The 15,326-nt window shown below is 69.0% G+C and carries 16 protein-coding genes; 2 read left to right on the top strand and 14 right to left on the bottom strand.

Annotated elements, in window-relative coordinates; translation table 11 throughout:
* Nucleotides 1-39 precede the first annotated feature (39 nt).
* Nucleotides 40-3,951: a DNA-directed RNA polymerase subunit beta' gene (locus AAFN69_RS10375; protein ID WP_347728047.1), complete on the top strand. Its 3,912-nt coding sequence runs from the start codon at nucleotides 40-42 to the stop codon at nucleotides 3,949-3,951.
* 80 nt (nucleotides 3,952-4,031) lie between these two features.
* Here AAFN69_RS10375 and AAFN69_RS10370 read toward each other — a convergent pair whose 3' ends face one another.
* From AAFN69_RS10370 to AAFN69_RS10305, 14 genes are all read right to left on the bottom strand, one after another.
* Nucleotides 4,032-4,301 (bottom strand): hypothetical protein, encoded by a 270-nt coding sequence (locus AAFN69_RS10370; RefSeq protein ID WP_347728046.1) that lies wholly within the window; start codon nucleotides 4,299-4,301, stop codon nucleotides 4,032-4,034.
* Nucleotides 4,288-4,500, bottom strand: a complete 213-nt coding sequence (locus AAFN69_RS10365) for a hypothetical protein (protein ID WP_347728120.1) — start codon at nucleotides 4,498-4,500, stop codon at nucleotides 4,288-4,290. Before AAFN69_RS10365 ends, AAFN69_RS10370 begins: the two co-directional genes overlap by 14 nt.
* Before the next feature lie 182 nt (nucleotides 4,501-4,682).
* Complete coding sequence (locus AAFN69_RS10360) at nucleotides 4,683-5,576, bottom strand: peptidoglycan-binding protein (protein WP_347728045.1); 894 nt, start codon at nucleotides 5,574-5,576, stop codon at nucleotides 4,683-4,685.
* Nucleotides 5,577-5,755: 179 nt separating this feature from the next.
* Nucleotides 5,756-5,986, bottom strand: coding sequence for a hypothetical protein (locus AAFN69_RS10355; RefSeq protein ID WP_347728044.1), 231 nt, complete (start codon nucleotides 5,984-5,986; stop codon nucleotides 5,756-5,758).
* Nucleotides 5,986-7,095, bottom strand: coding sequence for a hypothetical protein (locus tag AAFN69_RS10350; protein WP_347728043.1), 1,110 nt, complete (start codon nucleotides 7,093-7,095; stop codon nucleotides 5,986-5,988). Before AAFN69_RS10350 ends, AAFN69_RS10355 begins: the two co-directional genes overlap by 1 nt.
* Complete coding sequence (locus tag AAFN69_RS10345) at nucleotides 7,092-8,147, bottom strand: hypothetical protein (protein WP_347728042.1); 1,056 nt, start codon at nucleotides 8,145-8,147, stop codon at nucleotides 7,092-7,094. The genes AAFN69_RS10350 and AAFN69_RS10345 overlap by 4 nt, the downstream gene beginning before the upstream one ends.
* A gap of 85 nt (nucleotides 8,148-8,232) precedes the next feature.
* On the bottom strand, nucleotides 8,233-9,150 hold the full coding sequence (locus AAFN69_RS10340) for a phage tail protein (protein WP_347728041.1): 918 nt from the start codon (nucleotides 9,148-9,150) through the stop codon (nucleotides 8,233-8,235).
* Nucleotides 9,151-9,193: 43 nt separating this feature from the next.
* Nucleotides 9,194-10,465: a tape-measure protein gene (locus AAFN69_RS10335; protein WP_347728040.1), complete on the bottom strand. Its 1,272-nt coding sequence runs from the start codon at nucleotides 10,463-10,465 to the stop codon at nucleotides 9,194-9,196.
* Nucleotides 10,462-11,652 carry a phage tail protein gene (locus AAFN69_RS10330; RefSeq protein WP_347728039.1) on the bottom strand — a complete coding sequence of 397 codons (1,191 nt, stop codon included), beginning with the start codon at nucleotides 11,650-11,652 and terminating at the stop codon, nucleotides 10,462-10,464. Before AAFN69_RS10330 ends, AAFN69_RS10335 begins: the two co-directional genes overlap by 4 nt.
* A gap of 9 nt (nucleotides 11,653-11,661) precedes the next feature.
* Nucleotides 11,662-12,645, bottom strand: a complete 984-nt coding sequence (locus AAFN69_RS10325; RefSeq protein WP_347728038.1) for a hypothetical protein — start codon at nucleotides 12,643-12,645, stop codon at nucleotides 11,662-11,664.
* A gap of 60 nt (nucleotides 12,646-12,705) precedes the next feature.
* Nucleotides 12,706-13,053: a hypothetical protein gene (locus AAFN69_RS10320; RefSeq protein ID WP_347728119.1), complete on the bottom strand. Its 348-nt coding sequence runs from the start codon at nucleotides 13,051-13,053 to the stop codon at nucleotides 12,706-12,708.
* A 47-nt stretch (nucleotides 13,054-13,100) separates the two neighbouring features.
* Entirely contained in the window at nucleotides 13,101-13,391 is a 291-nt protein-coding gene (locus AAFN69_RS10315) for a hypothetical protein (RefSeq protein ID WP_347728037.1), read from the bottom strand.
* A 92-nt stretch (nucleotides 13,392-13,483) separates the two neighbouring features.
* On the bottom strand, nucleotides 13,484-14,083 hold the full coding sequence (locus AAFN69_RS10310) for a phage tail protein (protein ID WP_347728036.1): 600 nt from the start codon (nucleotides 14,081-14,083) through the stop codon (nucleotides 13,484-13,486).
* A gap of 143 nt (nucleotides 14,084-14,226) precedes the next feature.
* Nucleotides 14,227-14,634, bottom strand: a complete 408-nt coding sequence (locus tag AAFN69_RS10305; protein WP_347728035.1) for a hypothetical protein — start codon at nucleotides 14,632-14,634, stop codon at nucleotides 14,227-14,229.
* A gap of 310 nt (nucleotides 14,635-14,944) precedes the next feature.
* Between AAFN69_RS10305 and AAFN69_RS10300 the strand changes: the two genes are divergently transcribed.
* Nucleotides 14,945-15,277: a hypothetical protein gene (locus AAFN69_RS10300; RefSeq protein WP_347728034.1), complete on the top strand. Its 333-nt coding sequence runs from the start codon at nucleotides 14,945-14,947 to the stop codon at nucleotides 15,275-15,277.
* The last annotated feature ends 49 nt before the right edge of the window (nucleotides 15,278-15,326 follow it).

Raw genomic sequence — 15,326 nt, 5'->3', positions numbered from 1 at the left:
ACCACCTTGAGACACAACCCTGAGAGGGATTGACGCATAGTGCTCGACGTCAACTTCTTCGATGAGCTTCGGATCGGCCTGGCCACCGCTGACGACATTCGCCAGTGGTCGCACGGTGAGGTAAAGAAGCCCGAGACGATCAACTACCGCACGCTCAAGCCCGAGAAGGACGGACTCTTCTGCGAGAAGATCTTCGGTCCGACCCGGGACTGGGAGTGCTACTGCGGTAAGTACAAGCGTGTCCGCTTCAAGGGCATCATCTGCGAGCGCTGTGGCGTCGAGGTCACCCGCGCCAAGGTGCGCCGTGAGCGGATGGGCCACATTGAGCTGGCCGCCCCCGTCACCCACATCTGGTACTTCAAGGGCGTCCCGTCGCGCCTGGGCTACCTGCTGGACCTCGCGCCGAAGGACCTCGAGAAGGTCATCTACTTCGCCGCGTACATGATCACGTTCGTGGACGAGGAGCGCCGCACCCGCGACCTGCCCTCGCTGGAGGCGCATGTCTCCGTCGAGCGCCAGCAGGTCGAGAACCGCCGCGACGCCGACCTCGAGGCCCGTGCCAAGAAGCTCGAGACCGACCTGGCCGAGCTGGAGGCCGAGGGCGCCAAGGCCGATGTGCGCCGCAAGGTGCGCGAGGGTGCCGAGCGCGAGATGAAGCAGCTCCGCGACCGCGCGCAGCGCGAGATCGACCGCCTCGACGAGGTGTGGAACCGCTTCAAGAACCTCAAGGTCCAGGACCTGGAGGGCGACGAGCTCCTCTACCGCGAGCTGCGCGACCGCTTCGGCACCTACTTCGACGGTTCGATGGGCGCCGCCGCGCTGCAGAAGCGCCTGGAGTCCTTCGACCTCGACGAGGAGGCCGAGCGCCTCCGCGAGATCATCCGCACCGGCAAGGGCCAGAAGAAGACCCGTGCGCTCAAGCGCCTCAAGGTCGTCTCCGCGTTCCTGCAGACCAGCAACAGCCCCAAGGGCATGGTGCTGGACTGCGTACCGGTCATCCCGCCGGACCTGCGTCCGATGGTGCAGCTGGACGGTGGCCGCTTCGCGACCTCCGACCTGAACGACCTGTACCGCCGGGTGATCAACCGCAACAACCGTCTGAAGCGTCTGCTCGACCTCGGTGCCCCCGAGATCATCGTGAACAACGAGAAGCGGATGCTCCAGGAGGCGGTCGACGCCCTCTTCGACAACGGCCGCCGCGGCCGCCCGGTCACGGGCCCCGGCAACCGTCCGCTGAAGTCCCTGAGCGACATGCTCAAGGGCAAGCAGGGCCGTTTCCGCCAGAACCTCCTCGGCAAGCGAGTCGACTACTCGGCGCGTTCCGTCATCGTCGTCGGCCCGCAGCTCAAGCTGCACCAGTGCGGTCTGCCCAAGGCCATGGCGCTGGAGCTCTTCAAGCCGTTCGTGATGAAGCGCCTGGTCGACCTGAACCACGCGCAGAACATCAAGTCGGCCAAGCGCATGGTCGAGCGCGGCCGCACCGTCGTGTACGACGTCCTCGAAGAGGTCATCGCCGAACACCCGGTGCTGCTGAACCGTGCGCCCACGCTGCACCGCCTCGGCATCCAGGCCTTCGAGCCGCAGCTCGTCGAGGGCAAGGCCATCCAGATCCACCCGCTCGTCTGCACCGCGTTCAACGCGGACTTCGACGGTGACCAGATGGCCGTCCACCTGCCGCTCTCCGCGGAGGCGCAGGCCGAGGCCCGCATCCTGATGCTGTCCTCGAACAACATCCTCAAGCCGGCCGACGGCCGTCCGGTCACCATGCCCACCCAGGACATGGTGCTCGGCCTCTTCTTCCTCACCACGGACGAGGAGGAGCGCGAGGTCAAGGGCGAGGGCCGGTCCTTCGGCTCCACCGCCGAAGCGATCATGGCGTTCGACGCCCGCGAGCTCTCGCTCCAGGCCAAGGTCGACATCCGCTTCCCGGTGGGCACCATCCCGCCCCGCGGCTGGACCCCGCCGGTGGACGAGGACGGCGAGTCCTCGGTCGCGGCCGACTGGCAGCAGGGCGACAGCTTCCGGCTGCGCACCACCCTGGGCCGCGCGCTCTTCAACGAGCTGCTGCCCGAGGACTACCCCTTCGTCGACTACTCCGTCGGCAAGAAGCAGCTCTCCGAGATCGTCAACGACCTCGCCGAGCGGTACCCCAAGGTCATCGTGGCGGCGACGCTCGACAACCTGAAGGCGTCCGGCTTCTTCTGGGCGACCCGCTCCGGCGTCACCGTCGCCATCTCGGACATTGTCGTCCCGGAGGCGAAGAAGGCGATCGTCGCGTCCTACGAGGCGATCGACGAGAAGATCCAGAAGCAGTACGAGCGCGGCCTGATCACCAAGCAGGAGCGCACGAACGAGCTGATCGACACGTGGACCCGGGCGACGAAGGAAGTCGCCGAGGCCATGAACGCGAACTTCCCGAAGACCAACCCCATCTTCATGATGGTGGACTCGGGTGCTCGTGGAAACATGATGCAGATGCGTCAGATCGCCGGTATGCGTGGTCTGGTGTCCAACGCCAAGAACGAGACGATTCCGCGTCCCATCAAGGCGTCGTTCCGTGAGGGTCTGTCCGTGCTGGAGTACTTCATCTCCACCCACGGTGCCCGAAAGGGTCTGGCCGACACCGCCCTGCGTACCGCCGACTCGGGTTACCTCACCCGTCGTCTGGTGGACGTCTCGCAGGACGTCATCATCCGCGAGGAGGACTGCGGCACCGACCGCGGTCTGAAGCTGCGGATCGCCGAGAAGTCGGCGGACGGTGTGCTCCGCAAGGCCGAGGACGTCGAGACCTCGGTGTACGCGCGGATGCTCGCCGAGGATGTCGTCGTCGACGGCAAGGTCATCGCGCCGGCAAATGTCGACCTCGGCGATGTGCTCATCGACGCGCTCGTCGCGGCCGGTGTCGAGGAGGTCAAGACCCGTTCGGTCCTGACCTGTGAGTCCGCGGTCGGCACCTGTGCGTACTGCTACGGCCGCTCGCTGGCCACCGGCAAGCTGGTCGACATCGGTGAGGCGGTCGGCATCATCGCCGCCCAGTCCATCGGTGAGCCCGGTACCCAGCTGACGATGCGTACCTTCCACACCGGTGGTGTGGCCGGTGACGACATCACCCAGGGTCTGCCGCGTGTCGTCGAGCTCTTCGAGGCCCGTACGCCCAAGGGTGTCGCCCCGATCTCCGAGGCCTCCGGACGTGTCCGGATCGAGGAGACCGAGAAGACCAAGAAGATCGTCGTCACCCCCGACGACGGCAGCGACGAGACGGCGTTCCCGATCTCGAAGCGTGCCAAGGTCATGGTCCACGAGGGCGACCACGTGGAGGTGGGCCAGAAGCTCACCTACGGTGCCACCAACCCGCACGACGTGCTGCGGATCCTCGGTCAGCGCGCGGTCCAGGTCCACCTGGTCGGCGAAGTCCAGAAGGTCTACAACTCGCAGGGTGTGTCGATCCACGACAAGCACATCGAGATCATCATCCGGCAGATGCTCCGCCGGGTGACGATCATCGAGTCCGGCGACGCGGAGCTGCTGCCGGGCGAGCTGGTCGAGCGTTCGAAGTTCGAGACGGAGAACCGCCGTGTGGTCACCGAGGGCGGTCACCCCGCCTCCGGCCGTCCGCAGCTGATGGGTATCACCAAGGCCTCGCTCGCCACCGAGTCGTGGCTGTCGGCGGCGTCCTTCCAGGAGACGACCAGGGTTCTGACCGACGCGGCGATCAACGCCAAGTCGGACTCCCTGATCGGCCTCAAGGAGAACGTCATCATCGGAAAGCTCATCCCGGCCGGTACGGGCCTCGCCCGCTACCGCAACATCCGGGTGGAGCCCACCGAGGAGGCCAAGGCCGCGATGTACTCGGCCGTCGGCTACGACGACATCGACTACTCGCCGTTCGGCTCCGGCTCCGGCCAGGCCGTGCCGCTGGAGGACTACGACTACGGTCCGTACAACCAGTAGTGGTGCGATGAAGTGAACGAAGGGCGGTCACCCCGGAAGGGGTGGCCGCCCTTCGGCGTACTCGCTGTGCCCGCGCCGGGTCAGCGGCCGGCGAGTTCCCAGACCGCGAGCATCAGCCCGACACTCGCGGTGAGCGCGGCGATACTGGCCAGCGGCCAGCGGGCGCGCTCCAAAGCGTCCAGCCGGGATTCCATGTCGGCGAGCTGTTTGTCGGTCTGATCGCTGCGCTGCACCATGAGCGCGAGTGAGCCGTCGACCCGGGCGAAACCCGCCTCCAGGGTGCCGTGCAGCCGCTCCAGCTCCACGGCGACGGTCACGGCGACCGGCGGGCGTGCCTCAGGCTCGGCCATCGGCGGCCCCCGTGTCGGACGCGGTGCGCGGCGCTGCCGGCTCTGTGCGGAGCCAGGGCGGCAGCAGCCGCTGTACGGAGTCCAGCGCCATGATCCGGGCCAGTCCGCCGGCCACGGCCAGTGCCCCGGCGACCCAGGGCAGGGCGGCCGGAATCCCCGAGGCGCCGACGATCGCGGGCAGCGCGACGGCGATGCCCACGGCGGTCTGGAGGACGGTACGGGCGGTGCGTCGGGCGGCCTCGCGGCGCGGGGCGGTGGTGCGGGCGACGGACTCGGCGTGCCCGCCCGACGGGGCGCGTCCGGCGCTCTCGGCCGAGGGGGGCCGTGTGCGGTGCCCCGCCGCCGGTCCTGCTGTTTCCTCTCCGGACATGTCCGGCTCCTTCACTGCGTGTACGGGACCTTGAGGGCGTTCCACGACGCCCGCCCCGGCCATCCGTCGGCGTCCGCCCCGCGGAAGCCGAGCTTGCGCTGCCATTTCGCGTACGAGCGCCGGTCGGCCTCGCCCCAGCGGGGCGCCGGGCCGATGGTGTACGCGGAGCAGCCCTCGGCGATCAGCCGCCGGCCCATCGCGGTGACGATGGGCGAGCTGGGACCGGCCGTGAAGAACGACTTCCCCGGAAACGGCTGGTAGCGGGGCCGGGCCGGCGGTGCGGCCGGTTCGCCGCCCAGCCGGCGGGCGATCCGGGAGCGCAGCGCCGGCATGGTGAAGCCGCGTGGATCGCTCTTCCAGTCGGACCACTCCAGATGTCCGATGACGCTCTTGGCGCTCCAGCCGTGGGCCCGGCAGAGCGCGGTGGCGGCCCGCTCGATGGCATCGAGCTGGGCGGCGGGCCAGGGGTCGGCGCCGTCGCCGAGATTGACGCACTCGAATCCGTAGAACCGGGCGTTGCCGTCGGCCGCGCCCGCGCTGCCCTGATGCATGCGGGGGGCGGCGGGCCGGTCGCCGTAGCTCTCGTCCGTCACCTGGCGCAGTACGGCGGGGTCCCCGCCGCCCGCGTGATTGGCGCGGCCGTGGCCGATCAGATGGACGGTGCCGTCCTTGGCGATCACCCCGTGGCAGAGGGGTCCGGGCAGACCGCTGTAGCCGTCGCGGCAGAGCGCGACGGAGGAGATGGTGCCGCTGCTGACGGTGTGATGGATCATCACGCCGTGGACGGGGCCCCAGGCTCCGGCCCGGTTGCGGTTGTGGGTGCGCCAGCCGTCGTACTCGACGACGCCGACGCCTTCGGCGCGGAGCGCGGTGAGTAGCCGGTCCGCGGTGAGTGGGGTGGCCATGGGGGTTCCCTTCGTGCGGGAGCTGCTCGGGAAGCGGGGTGGCACGTGTCACCCGCTTCGGCGGGGTGGGAATCAGACGTACCGGACGGCGGGGGCCGGGGCTCGCAGGCGTACCGCGAGCCCCGGCCGGGGCGCCCGGTCCCGTACGCCTGTGGGGTGTACGGGACCGGGCGCCCCGGTCACCCGGCGGCGGGCTCCGGGGGCGGGTCGCCCTCCTCCGGTACGGAGACGATCTCGACGAGCTTGCCGGTGCCGGCGCTGTGGACCGGGAGCGCCCGGTCGGGATCGGGCGGCCCGGTGTCGACGACGGCACCGGGCAGCGGCCGGGCCGCGACCGCCAGCGAGAGCTGATCCACCTTGCGCTGGAGCTCCCGGAAGAGATCGATGAAGTCCTCGGGCAGCGTGGGCATCAGATGGCCTCCAGGAAGAGTTCGGCGGTCTCCGGCCGGCCGCGCTGCGGCGGGGCGACCTTGACCCCGATGACCCGGTAGCGGACGCTGACGCCGCGCGCGTACCACTCGTCGTTCATCCGCAGCCGCACCCGGCGGCCGAGCATCAGCGGCGGGACCGGGGTGCGCTCGTCGAGCCGGACGGTGATCTCGGGGATGACGACAACCCCCAGCGCCTGCCGGAGCTCCGCGCGGGCCCGCCAGTTCAGGGCCCGCTTCGAGGTGATCGAGGAGTGCTCGGAGGTGAGATCGATCCGGGGCCAGCCGTCCTTGAGGAGCTCCGGGGCGATGTACACCCGGGAGACGACCGGGCGGGCCTCCTGCCCCGCGTCGGACGGCGGGCTGCCGCCGCGTGCGCGGGAGGTGGTCCCGGCCCGGGTCCCGTCACCGGGGACGGAGTAGCCGAGGATCGAGCCCGGCCGGTCGAAGACCAGATCGTCATTGCCGGACGGAAGCCGGGGCGCGCCGAGCCGGAGCCGTTTCACCCGCGCTCCGGTCTCCGGGTCGCGAAAGACGGCGATGTGGTACTCGAAGGAGTCCTCGCCCTCGGTCAGCTGCTTGAACGCCTCGTCGACGGGGGTCTCGTCGCCGTCCCGCCAGTTGATCTTCCGGCGGTACGGGGACTCCTCGCCGCCGAGGGTGACGCCGATGTCGCCGCCCTCGTCGGACTGGACGTACCGCCAGAGCGCACGGGCGATCTCCAGCGGGTCCTCGTTGTCGAAGGACATGTTCCGGCGGATCCGGCGCCGTGCGGCGTAGGAGTCGAAGGTCGCGGCCTGGATCGCCAGCGACATCGTCCCCTTGTCGTCGGAGTTGAGCGTGGTGGTCCAGAGGATGCCTCCCCACCACAGATCGCCGCCGCGCTCCAGATAGACCGCGGTCCTGCCCTCCCGGATCTGCCGGACCCGCTGGGCGAGCTCGGTGCCGGGGAGCGGGATGGTGCCGGTGAGGGATCCGGGGCGGCCGATGTAGTCGTCCAGCGAGACATCGCGCAGCGGGAGCACGTCGATGGGGCGGTCGGTGAGCAGATCGCAGAAAAGCACGCGATAGGGGGTGCCGGCCGCTGTCATGCGGAGGCCGCCTCGTAGGTGCCGGAGCCGTTGATCATGTGATTCGGGGCCCAGGTCCAGGGGGAGATGGCGTCGACGATGCCGGTGTTGGCGGCCGGGATCGCTCCGGCGCTGGGCTTGCCGGAGCTGACCTCCAGCTCGAAGTAGGTGGGGGTGGAGCAGCGGATCCGGGCGACGGCGCGCTCATTGGTGCTGTTGTGCAGCTCCACGAAACCGATGCAGTGGTTGCCCGAGGCGGCGGGCACGGGCAGGGTGAACCGCCAGTTGTCGCCGCCGGTCCGGAAGTTGGTGGTGGAGCCGAAGAGCACCCGGAATTGGAAGTGCACCATCAGGCCGGTCTGCACATAGCGGCATTCGATGGTGGAGTTGCCGAACAGCGGTGGAGTGGCCGCCGCGCTGCCCCAGGTGGGGGTCCAGCTCTTCCAGGTCGGCACGGGCGGGTAGGCGGCCCACTTGGTGCCGTCCCAGCGCTCCAGACGGCTGCCGTTGTCCCGGTACTGGCCGGTGTAGATGCCGTCGAAGCCATGGGTGGGGACGATGCCGCCGAGCGCGGTGGTGGGATAGCGCCGGTGCATGACGGCCGTGTTCCAGTTGATCGGGCTGGCTCCCGAGGCTCCGGCGTGCACCCGCACGCTGTAGAGCGGCAGCGCGGTGGCCGGCATCGGGGGTTCGACCGGCGCCGCCGACGCCTGGCCCTCGACGACGCGGACCACGGCCTGGGTCCGGCCCGAGTTGTCGTACGGGCTGTCCTCGACCATGAGGACGATCCGGTCGATCCGTGCGTGGGTCGGGTTGCCGGCGGTCATGGTCAGGATCTCCGGCTCGGTGACGGCGACCATGTACGGGCCCTGCTTGTCGGTGCCCTGGATGATGGCCCGGCCGGGGCCGATCTCGCACTGCATGCCGGAGACCCCCCGGATTTCCAGGCCGCCGGGGACGACCCCGCCCCGTGAACTGAGGGCTCCGGTGGGGGTCAGCAGGCCGGAGGTGGTGACCCGGGTGTCCTCCGGGGTCTGGCCGGTCGACAGATGCCAGGCGCTGCGTACGGTCATGAGGTGCTCCTTGGAGAAGAGTGAGGGGAGTACGGGCGGACCCCCGGGACTGCGATGTCCCTCGGCTGTCGGGAGGGTCCGGAGGTCACCAGTCCGCGCTGCGCCAGCGCACGGAGACGGTGGTGTCGGGTTCCGACCGCGCCGGCCGGTAGGCGAGCCGGCTGGTACCGGGCGGCAGCTCGAACAGTTCCTCGGGGCTGCTGTCCGGCGCGGCGGTGTGGCGCATGGAGGCCGTGCCGTTGAGCAGCACCGTGCCGGCGCCGGTGTCCACGACCAGTTCGTCCTCGGCGGCGAGGTCGATCAGATAGCGCAGCCGCCGTCCGCCCGCGGTGTCGTTGAGGGCGGGATTGCCGCACGGCCCCCGGAAGGCGATCACCGGATGGGCGGGCGCGCTGCCCTCGTTGAGGATCGTCACATCGCCGGTGACCGTGGCGTCGCCCCAGTTGAGCGGCCAGGTCAGCGGCCAGGTGAGCCCGGTCGGCGGCTTGGGCACACCGGTGGTCCCGAGCTGTTCCTCGACGGCGTACCGGCGCGGGTCGGTGGCCAGCCACTGCACGCTCACCCGGGCGACGCCCTGGGTGAGCAGATTGCGGTCGGCCGGGATGACCCGCTGGACGACCCGGGCCCGCACGGCGAGGGTCTCGCCGTGGATCCGTACCGCCAGCCACTGCTCCCGGTCGTGGAGGGCGAGTGAACGGCGCAGGGTGCGCATGGTCTCGGCCGGATCGGTGCCGGGTGCGGGCAGCAGCCAGAGCTGGCCGCCGATCCGGCGGGGGCGGGCGTACTGGGCGCCGGGCCAGGATCCGTGCGAGGTGGGCCGGTCGGCGTCGGAGGAGTCGACCTCCGGCAGATCCTCCCAGCCGGTGAGGCCCTGCCGGTCGATCTCGAAGGGCGTACCGGGGCCGAACAGCACTCCGGCCCACTGGATCTGCCCGTCGAGGGTGATCAGTGAGCCGGGTGTCGCGGCGATCTCGGTCTCGGGTGGGCTGATGGGTGTGGCCATGCGGCCGTCACCTCCTGCTCGATGCGGTGGTGTGGGTGGGCCGTCAGGCGGTCCTGGCCAGGAAGTACAGATCCTCGGCGGTGTCGTACGGGCTGTTCTCCGCGCGCTCCCGGAAGGTCTCCAGCCGGACCTCGCGTGCCCTGGGCTCCCTCTCCCGGTAGCCGGGCTCGGCCGCCCTCAGCTGGTCGACCGCGCCGAGCGGGATCACCGCGCCGGGCCGTGAGCCGCTCGGGGGAGTGACGACACCGCCCTCGGCGAGCATCGGGATTTTGGGGAGGTTCAGTCCCCACTTCTTCACACCGATGTCGATGCTGAGGCTGTTGAGCCCGTCGATGACCCAGTTGGCGAAGGAGATGATTCCTTCGATCGGGCCCTTGACCACCCCGGCGACGGTCTGCATTCCGGTGGTCAGGAAGCCGCCGATGCCGCCCACGGTGTCGGTGGTGGCGTTCTTCACCCGGTTGAAGGCGTCCGGGATGTCCTTGGTGATCCAGTCGATGACCGGGCGCACCTTGTCCCTGAGTCCGTTCCACGCCTTGCGGACGATGCCGGTGAGGGCGTTGGTGGCGGTGGTGACGGTGTCGCGGGCCTTGCGGAATCCGTCCCCGATGGACTTGCCGATGCCCGTCACCACACCGGAAATGGTGCTCTTCACGGAGTCGAACGCCTTGGAGACGGCCTCGGTGTACTTCTTGATGACCGGGATCAGGTTCTTCTTGATGCCGCTGAAGGTGGACTGCACCTTCTCGAAGACCTGCTTCATGAACCGCTGCCCGGTCTCGGAGTTGACCGCCAGATCGACCAGATAGTCGACGACCGGTATCAGCAGGGCCAGGACGAAGCCGAGCGGATTGGCCCGCATGGCGGTGTTGATGCCGGTCACGGCGACGGCGGCGACGGTCAGGCCGATTCCGAGGGGGCCCAGGAGCGGGGCGATGCCGCCGATCGTCCTGCCGAGCAGATCGCTGATGGAGATGACGCTGCCCGAGCTGTCGGCGAGGGATTTGGCCGACCTGCGCGACGAACTGGTCGGGCTCCGGCCCTTGTTCAGCCCGTCGGCGGCGGTGCCGGCGTTGCGGCCGACGGCGTTGAGGGGGGCCTGGGCGGAGTCCCCGCGTGTCTTGATGTCCTGGACGGTCTTGAGGGCATTGCTCGCGCCGGTCCTGATCCGATTGGCGGCGGTGCCCGCCTCGCGGATCGGGCGCGCTGCCGCCCGGACGGCCCGGACGGCTTCGCGGACCCTGTTGTGGAGCTGATTCATCGGCCCCGCGATTCCGGCGAGCGGATTCAGGGCCGGGGCGGCGATCGCACTCATCCGCGCGCTTTCGCCAGCGCCATCAACACCCGCGCTGTCGCGCGCATGTCACTGGCGGCGGCCGCGTGGTAATGCTCGATGTGCACCCCGGCGCGCGCCATGGCGATCCGCCGCCGACGGGCCCGCATGGCGGTGACCCGCAGCAGACGGTTCAGCTTGGACAGGGGCAGTACGGCCTCGGCCTCGCCGGCCTCCGCGATGATCGCCGGCACACCGCCGAGCCGGGGGGCCACGAGAGCGCCCTCGGCCAGCTTGGGGATCCTCGGCAGACTGACGCCGAAGGTCTTGCCGCCGACGCCGGGGATCCAGCCGGGGATCGTCACCTTGATGCCGTTGAGCTTGCCGATCGCGGAGTTGATCAGATCGATCACGCCATTGATCGGGGTCCTCACCGCGCCTTTGATGCCGTCGAACGCCTTGGACGCGATGTCCTTGAGCTTGCCCCAGGAATCGGAGAGCTTGTCCTTGACCTTGCCGAAGGCACTGGGAATGTCCTTGCTGACCCAGTTGACGACGGGTGAGATCACACCCTTGATGCCGTCCCACACCTTCTTGACGGCGCCCTTGATCTTTCCCATGACGTCGTCGATGGTCTTCTTGAATCCGTTGAAGCCCTTTTTGATTCCGTCGGCCACCGTTTTGATGACCTTCGAGATCTTGTCCTTGATGCCGTCCCAGACCTTTTTGATGAGGGCGGCCGTGTCCTTGATGATCGGACCGACCTTCTTCATCACCGTTTCGATGACTTTTTTGATGGCGTCGAAGGCTTTCTTGAGGATCTTCTGCATGCCCTCGGATTTGGTCGCCATGTCGACGACCTTCTCGATGAGGGGGGCGAAGAGCTCAAGGAGACGGGCGATGATATTGCCCTTCATGGACCTGTTGAGCCCGTCCATGCCCTTCTTGGCGTTGTCGGCGCCGCCCTTGAACTTTCCGATCGCCGTTCCGCTGGCCTGTCCGGACTTACCGGCCCTGGTGACGGCCTTCTCGGCGCGGTCGGAATTGTCCCGGAGGGTTTTGAGCTCACGGGCGGAGTTCTTGGCGGCGGTTTCGAGCTTCTTCAGGCCGCCTTCGCCGGTGGTGGCGGACCGGCCGACGCCCTGGGCGGCCTGTGCGGCGCTGTCGGCCCGGGTCTTCAACTGCTGAAGCGCACCGGACGCGCGGCCCGCGGCTGTGTTGAGCGACATGAGTGCCCCTTAGGCGAGAGCGGCGATGAGTTGGTTCACGGCACCGCGCAGGACTCGCACGTCATTGGTCACCCGGGTGAGATCCGGGGTCTGGCTTCCGGACGGCCTGTTGTTCGAGATCTGCTGACGGGTGTTGTCCCGCGAGGCCATCGCCTGCTGTGCGCTTCTGGCGATCTTGTTGACCTGCTCAGCCCAGCCGTTTTCGTTCTTGAGCTTTTCGCGCTGTGATCTGTAGTGGTTCGCCTGCTCGACGAGATTCTCGCGATGCCGCGCATAGTGGTTGACCTGCTCGAAGATCCTGGGTCGGTTGGCCGTGTAGTGATCCACTCCATTGTTCAGCTTTTCGCGATTGGCCTGGTAGTGGGATATTTGTTCGTTGCGCTCGTCCTGCTTTTGCTTTTCTTGTCTTTGTGCCGAGTTCTGCATCCTCTCGTCGAGCCGATCGAAAAACCTCTGAACCCTGTCGCCATAGGGCCATTTCCTGGTGGCGCCGAGAATTGTTATTCCGCGTTCATCGACCTTGAAGAGGGAAATTCCCACGGTCATGACTGCGAAACTGGTAGCCAGGGCGGTGAGTCCTGCGGTGAGGAAAGCTGCCGTTCCGCTCGCTCCGGCCACCGTGCCCGAAGCGCCGACCACCGTTCCTTGAGCACCCGCCAGGGTCCCGGCAGCCCCGACGCGCGTCGTGGTCATATCGGCTTCGGTGTGAGTGTCCCCGGCGAATGTCTTCGAGATGTTCGCGATCGTGTGGGTCTCCCCGACAATTGTCTTCGAGAAGTCCGCGTGTGTTTCTGATTCCCTTGCCCAGGTCTTGGAGACGTCGGCGTGTGTCTCGGATTTCTCCGCCCAGGTTTTCGCCAGGGCGACCGTCGTCTCGGACTCCCGGAGAATCGATCGCGAAAGCCCTGCGTAGGTCTCGCTGGCCTCCTTGTACGGCAGTGGATCACCGGTGATGGCCGACTTGGGGACATCGGGGTCCGGGGGAAGCGCCATGTTCACCTCGCAGTGAGAGGTCCGTCGCTCCGGTCATGGGTGCCGGTCAATGGATGCCGGTCAGGCATGCCCGAAGAAACGGGTGATTTCGTCAGGCCCGGGGCGCGAGGGCTCGTCCCCGGGCAGTTCGTCCTCGGTGACCGCCCGGCCCGGCCTCGGGACCGGCTCCGGCGGGTCCGTCGGGGCGTCCTCCGAGTTGACCGTGGCGAACATCCAGTTCGCGGCGGCCAGATGGTCCACCGTCGCCGCAAGCAGATGGTCGGTCACCGACCACTCCGCCTCCTCGCCGTGGAGTTCGCGGTTGACCGCGCTGTCCCTCGGCAGGTGCTTGACCAGGATCGCGAGCCGGCGGGAGGAGAGCTCACCGCGGTGCCAGTCCAGGAGGTCGACACCGTAATGGCGGAGCAGGTCGGCTTCGAGGGCCTCGGCGTGTTCTTCGGCGAACGCGACGAGGCTCAGTCTTCCCCCAGGCCGAGCCCGGTCTCCTTGCCGTACGCCTCCAGAATCGCGGCGATGTCCTGCATGGTGATGTCGTGCTTCTCGAAGCGGGTGAACTGCTTGGCGCCCAGCAGCAGCGACAGCAGCCCGTCCACGTCGTTGTCGTCCAGCTTCCGCAGCGCCTTGGCCACGGTGCGGGTGAGCTCGGTCGGGAGCTCGAAGGTGTCCTCGTCCAGGGTGAAGGACCAGGTCCGGCCGATGGCCTCCATGCGCTGGGCGCGGGCGGCGTTGACGTCGAAAGTCGCCATGGGTGTGCCTCCGATGAGGTGAGGTGAGGGGAGGGGATTTCCTGCGAGGGGGACGCCGGGCGGGGCGGGGAACCGCCCCGCCCGGCGGGGTGTCACGGGGTGACGGCGTACGCCGGGTCCTTCATCAGGAAGGTGGCCAGCGGCGCGGTCGCCCCCTGGGAGAGCGCGGTGAAGGTGACGCCGAGCGAGGCCGCCGACTTGCGGGCGAGCTTGACGTCATCGGCCGAGGTCACCTGGCCGCGCGGGATGATGAAGCGGTAGGTGATGTCCTTGCCGTCCGTGAACTCCAGGCCGAGCGCGCGCTCGTCGAAGGTCGGGCCGTCCGGGATGTCCAGGCTGTAGACCCCGCTCGCCGGGGCGCCGACCGCCTTCACGTCCGACTTCGAGCCGCCGATGAAGAACGGCAGCGTGTCCTCGTTGAACTGGAGCATCGCGAACTTCAGCGTCAGGTCGCGGTCCGAGTAGACGAACCGGGCCGGGCTGATGGCCTGCCAGGTCTCCACCGGGTCGAGCTTGTCCTTCTTGGCGAAGGTCACCCCGTCGGTGGTGGTGTAGCCGAGGTCCGTCCAGGCGGCGCCCCAGTCGGACGCGGGGTTGGCGGAGAAGGCGGTGGGGGCCGCCGCGCCGACCGCGCCGACCAGGACCCGGCCGGTGCCGGCGACGCGGATCTCGGAAGAGTTGTTGCCTGCCATGGGAACTCCTTGTGATGGGTTGATCGGGATCGATCTCATGAGGGGTGGTGCGGGTTGGCCGCCGTGGGTACGGCGAAGGCCCCGCCGGTGCGATCCGGCGGGGCCTTGTCTGTGGGGCGTACGGCGGTGGGCCTCGGGTGGGCTCAGCGCGTACGCATCGTCAGATGGAGTACGCAGACATAGCGGTTGGCCGCCGGGTGGACGTAGTCGGGCAGCCAGCGCGGGCCGTCCGCCTCGCTCACATCGGTGACGAGCCAGGTGCCGTGCACCGCGCCCCGGGAGCGGAGCAGTACGGAGCGGGCCGCGTTGGCCAGCACATGGGCCGCCGTCTTGTCGGGGCCGTATACCTCCAGCTCGATGACGGGCCGCTCGACATGGAGATCGTCGATCCAGGCACCGCCCCGGCGGTTGACCAGGACCACGCGCTGGGTGCCGTTGAAACCGGCAGGCGGTGACTCGTCCACGGTCGCGCCCGTCAGCTCCGGCCGGTTGGTGAGGAGCTCCACGACGATGGCCTCCACATCGGGGAAGGCGCTCGGGACTTGGCTCATGACGGACATCACTCCAGTTCGTCCGGACTGTTCGGGGAAGCGCACCGGGGAGCCGCTCACGGGAACGGCCCGGGGCGATGCGGGTGCGGCCGGGGCCTCGGGGCCCGGGCGCGCCGGCGGCGGAGCCGGCCCGGGAGGGATGCGGGCACAGCTCCGCCGCTGCACTCATTGTGATTGAAATCGTGCGAGCGCGCAACCAGTTCGTGCGAGCTCGCACTTTTCCTCGGCCCCGGCGGGTCGCGCCCCGCCCCGCCCGGGCGTTACCCTCGGGATTTCGGGATTTCGAACAGATTTTCGAAAGGCGGTGTGCATGATCGGCAGTGCCGGCAGTGCGCAGGACCGGCTGGCCGAGGTGGTCGCGGCAGCCGTGGAAGTCGCCGCCGAGGCCGGGGAGTCCGGGCGCTGGACCGGTGAGGTGGCGCGGACGCTCACCGCCGTGGTGGGCAAGGTCGGCGCCCGGATCACCGTGGACGCGGAGATCCGGGGCTTCAGCAGCGGATGGCAGGAAGCCGCGCGGACCGGCCCGGGCGTTGGCACGGGAACCGGCATCGGGGCGGAGGCGGGCCGGTTCCCGCGCGGGCCCGTGCCCGCCCCGCCCGTCCGGCCGGTGCGGACCCAGCGGGAGGGGGAGGCCGGACCGTGAGACCGGGTGCACCCAGACGGAAGAGGCGGGGGGCCCCCGGGGGGGGGCC

This window comes from Streptomyces sp. CAU 1734 (assembly GCF_039888735.1).
GTDB lineage: Bacteria > Actinomycetota > Actinomycetes > Streptomycetales > Streptomycetaceae > Streptomyces.
This window is presented reverse-complemented; position numbering and strand designations above follow the sequence as displayed.